The following is a 3,402-nucleotide window of genomic DNA, read 5'->3' on the forward strand; positions in this document are numbered from 1 at the left end:
TCGCCTTACGGTGGAGCTGTGCGTAGATGTGATCAAGAGACAGGCCATGGAGCAGACCATCTACACCCTCGTCCGTGGCGAGGACTGGCGCGACGCCGAGGCGGCGGGCGCCTATCACGGTTCCGCCGACGACCGGCGCGACGGCTTCCTGCATTTCTCCGCCGCGGCGCAGCTGCGGCAGAGCGCCGCGAAGCACCGCGCCGGGGAGGCCGATCTCTGGATGGTCGCGGTCTCCGTCCCGGCGCTCGGCGATGCGCTGCGCTGGGAACCGGCCGCCGGGGGGTCCCGCCCCGGCCTTTTCCCGCATCTCTACGGCCCGCTGCCGCTCTCCGCGGTGCGCGCCGCGGCGCATGTCCCGCTCGACCCGGACGGGCGGCACATCTTCCCCGAAGAAATCCCCTGAGACCCGCCGCCCGGGACCGTGGCGGCGGGCACCGGCCCCGCCACCACGGCACCCGCTCGTCTCAGGGCGCCGGGATCACCGGCCGGGAGGCGAAGGAGAAGACGTAGCGCATCGCGTCGCCGATCGTGCTTTCCCAGACCGGCCAGACATGCGCGCCATCGACGATGCGGAGCTGCGCCGGCTGTCCCGCGCGGCGCAACCGGTCGTAGAGCCGCGTCGCCTCGCCCTCGATGAAGAAGTCGTCGTCGTCGCCGGAGTTGATGTACATCGGCACGGCGATCTTCTTCTCCAGGAAGCCGTCCCACAGCACCGGCCAGTTCAGCGACTTCCACACCGCCGGATCGTACTGCTCCGCGCCGAAGACGCCCACGCGGCGGGCCGAGGAATTCTCCGGCGGCTCCGGATCGTAGATCGCGGGCGACAGCAACGCCGCCGCCGCGAACATCTCCGGATGCAGCATGACGAAGCGCAGCGTGCCGAAGCCGCCCATCGACAGCCCGCCGATCAGCCGCCCCTCGCGCGTGTCGAGCACGCGGAAGCTCTTCTCCGCATCCGGGATCAGGTCCCGGAAGAAGGCGCTCTCCATCTTCTCCTTGCGGTCCACGTACCAGGTGGTCCCGGCATCGGGCAGGATGATGACGGCGGGCGGGATCTCGCCCGCGCGGATCAGCCGGTCCGCCGTCGCCTGAAGGTTGCCCTTCACCGGCCACTCGTTCAGCGAGCCGCCATTGCCGTGCAACAGATACAGCACGGGATAGCGCAGCGTGCCGCCGTCATAGCCATCCGGCAGATAGACGTTGTAGCGCCAGGCCCGGCCAAGCTGCTCGGAGCGGAACTCCCGCGTCACGATGCTTCCGGCCCAGGCCGATGGCGCGAGCAGGAGCAGCATCGCGAAAAGCAGAAGGGCGCGCAGCCCGCGCCCGGGCGGTCTCCGGTGATGGTCCGGCATGTTCGTTTCCTCCACCGGAGTCCCTTCTCCGGCGCGCGAAGGGAACCATGCGGGTCCATCCCTGTGAAGCGGCGCGGCGGCTCATCGCCTCTGCGGCCAGCCCTCCGGTTCCGGCAGGGTGATCTGCGGGAAGAGCGGCATCCCGGCGGCGGGCGGCGCGGTCTCCGCCGGAACCTCGGCGCAGGACGGGCGCAGCACCCCGCAATCCCAGCGATACCCGTCCGGCCGCCCGGCGATGCTGCCGCCGCGCTCGAAGCGGCAAAGGCATTGCCGCCCGCCCAGGCAGGCTGCCACGCCGTCGCGGGGCGCGTTGCACACGGGCATCGGCGGCGCATGGGCGGGAAAGGCATCGCCCGGCACGCCCTGCGCCCCCGCGAAGGTCATGCAGAGCGGAAGCGCGAGCATCGCGAGCAGCGGAGCCATCGGCGGGATCGGTCGCATCGCCGCAGGATGCGCCCCATCCTCCTGCCGGAAGGTTAAGCGCCCGGCCTCAGATCGGCGCGTATTTCACCGCGCAGCCATAGGGCGGCGTGGAGGCCCGTTCCACCGGCCGGCCTGCCAGCGCCGTCCGCAGCGCATCGCGGAAGAAGGGCTGCGCGCGCTCGATATCCTCCTGCCGGGTGGAGCGGATGGAGTCGATCCCGCCCATGTAGAGCAGCGTCCCGTCCGTCCCGATCAGGAACATCTGCGGCGTGGTGGTGGCGCCATAGGCCCGCGCCGCCTGGCTGCGGTGGTCCAGCAGCACCGCCGTCGGCGCCGCCTCGCGCTGGACGGTCAGGGTCTTCGCCTGCCGCCCGGTGACATGCCCCTGCTCTCCCTCCGGAGAGGACGCGACCGAGAACCACACCACCCCCTGCTGCGTGGCCTCCCGCTGCAAGGCCTGCATGTTGCCGCTGCCGTAATGCTTCCGGACATAGGGGCATTCGTGGTTGGTCCATTCCAGCACCACGAGCTTGCCACGCTGCTCCGCCAGCCTGCGCACCGCGCCATCCTGGTCCGGCAGGCTGAATTCGGGCGCCGGGGCCCCGATCACCGGCGCGGCCAGCGCCCATCGCGGCAGGCAGGTCGAAACGACGGCGGTGGTGCCGGCCAGAACCTTCCGGCGCGTCGGCGGCTTGCTCACGTGGTTCCCCTTCTCCCTTTTTCCGTCCCGGCCACGCCATGCAGCGTGTCGTCCAGGGCCCTGAGCACGATCCCTTCGGTCAGGATCTGCGGCAGCACGGCGGGCTCACCCCCTCCCGCCGGGTACAGCAGATACAGCGGCACTCCGTCCCGCCCATGGGCCCGCAGCAGGGCGGTGATGGCCGGGTCGCCCCGCGTCCAGTCGCCTTCCAGCACCGTGACGCCACGGCGGGAAAAGGCATCCTGCACGGAAGGCTGGTCCAGCGCCACACGCTCGTTCACCTTGCAGGTGATGCACCAGGCGGCCGTCAGGTTGACGAAGACCGGCCTGCCATCCGCCCGCAGCGCGGCCAGCCGCGCCTCGGACCAGGCCTCGCCACCGGCCTCGGCCATCCTTGGCGGCGCCGCCGTGTCCAGCCGCGTCAGCCCGGCCAGCCCCGCCAGGATCGCCAGCGCCGCCAGCCCGCGGCTGGCCCGTTGCAGCAGCCCCTCGGGCGAGCGCTGCGCCTGTCCCCAGGCCCAGGCGGCCAGCCCCACCAGCACCGCGCCGCCCAGCACCAGAAGCACCCCGTCCGGCCCGCTCTGCTGCGCCAGCACCCAGGCCAGCCAGGCCGCCGCGCCGTACATCGGGAAGGCCAGGAACTGCCGCAGCCGCTCCATCCAGGGCCCCGGGCGCGGCAGGCGCTCCGCCGGCCCCGGGAACAGCGCCAGCAGCGCATAGGGCAGCGCCATGCCGACCCCGAGCGCGGCGAAGACCGCCAGCGCCGCCGGGGCCGGCAGCAGCAGCGCCGCCCCCAGCGCCGCCGCCATGAAGGGCGCGGTGCAGGGCGTGGCCACCAGCACCGCCAGCACGCCGGTCAGGAAGCTGCCCGAATGCCCGCCCCGCGCCGCCAGCCCGCCCCCGGCCGAGACCGGCCCGCCAAAGGCG

5 protein-coding genes are annotated in these 3,402 nt (G+C 72.5%); 1 reads left to right on the forward strand and 4 read right to left on the reverse strand.

The features are described 5' to 3' along the window. Positions 1 to 403: DUF952 domain-containing protein (locus ROTAS13_RS21435; RefSeq protein ID WP_371329217.1), on the forward strand; the 403-nt coding region annotated here is incomplete at its 5' end. A 61-nt stretch (positions 404 to 464) separates the two neighbouring features. Here the strand turns inward: ROTAS13_RS21435 and ROTAS13_RS21440 are convergent. The 4 genes from ROTAS13_RS21440 to ROTAS13_RS21455 all read right to left on the reverse strand — a co-directional run. Then, a complete protein-coding gene (locus ROTAS13_RS21440; RefSeq protein WP_075823350.1) occupies positions 465 to 1,352 on the reverse strand; it encodes an alpha/beta hydrolase family protein in 888 nt (295 codons plus the stop codon). Between the two features lie 81 nt (positions 1,353 to 1,433). Continuing rightward, positions 1,434 to 1,775: a hypothetical protein gene (locus ROTAS13_RS21445; RefSeq protein ID WP_126281840.1), complete on the reverse strand. Its 342-nt coding sequence runs from the start codon at positions 1,773 to 1,775 to the stop codon at positions 1,434 to 1,436. 67 nt (positions 1,776 to 1,842) lie between these two features. Beyond that, positions 1,843 to 2,475, reverse strand: coding sequence for a redoxin domain-containing protein (locus tag ROTAS13_RS21450; protein WP_019461482.1), 633 nt, complete (start codon positions 2,473 to 2,475; stop codon positions 1,843 to 1,845). Beyond that, positions 2,472 to 3,402: protein-disulfide reductase DsbD (locus ROTAS13_RS21455; protein WP_171979191.1), on the reverse strand; the 931-nt coding region annotated here is incomplete at its 5' end. The genes ROTAS13_RS21450 and ROTAS13_RS21455, both read right to left, overlap by 4 nt.

It is taken from the genome of Roseomonas sp. TAS13, from assembly GCF_001950415.1.
GTDB classification, from domain to species: domain Bacteria; phylum Pseudomonadota; class Alphaproteobacteria; order Acetobacterales; family Acetobacteraceae; genus Roseomonas; species Roseomonas mucosa.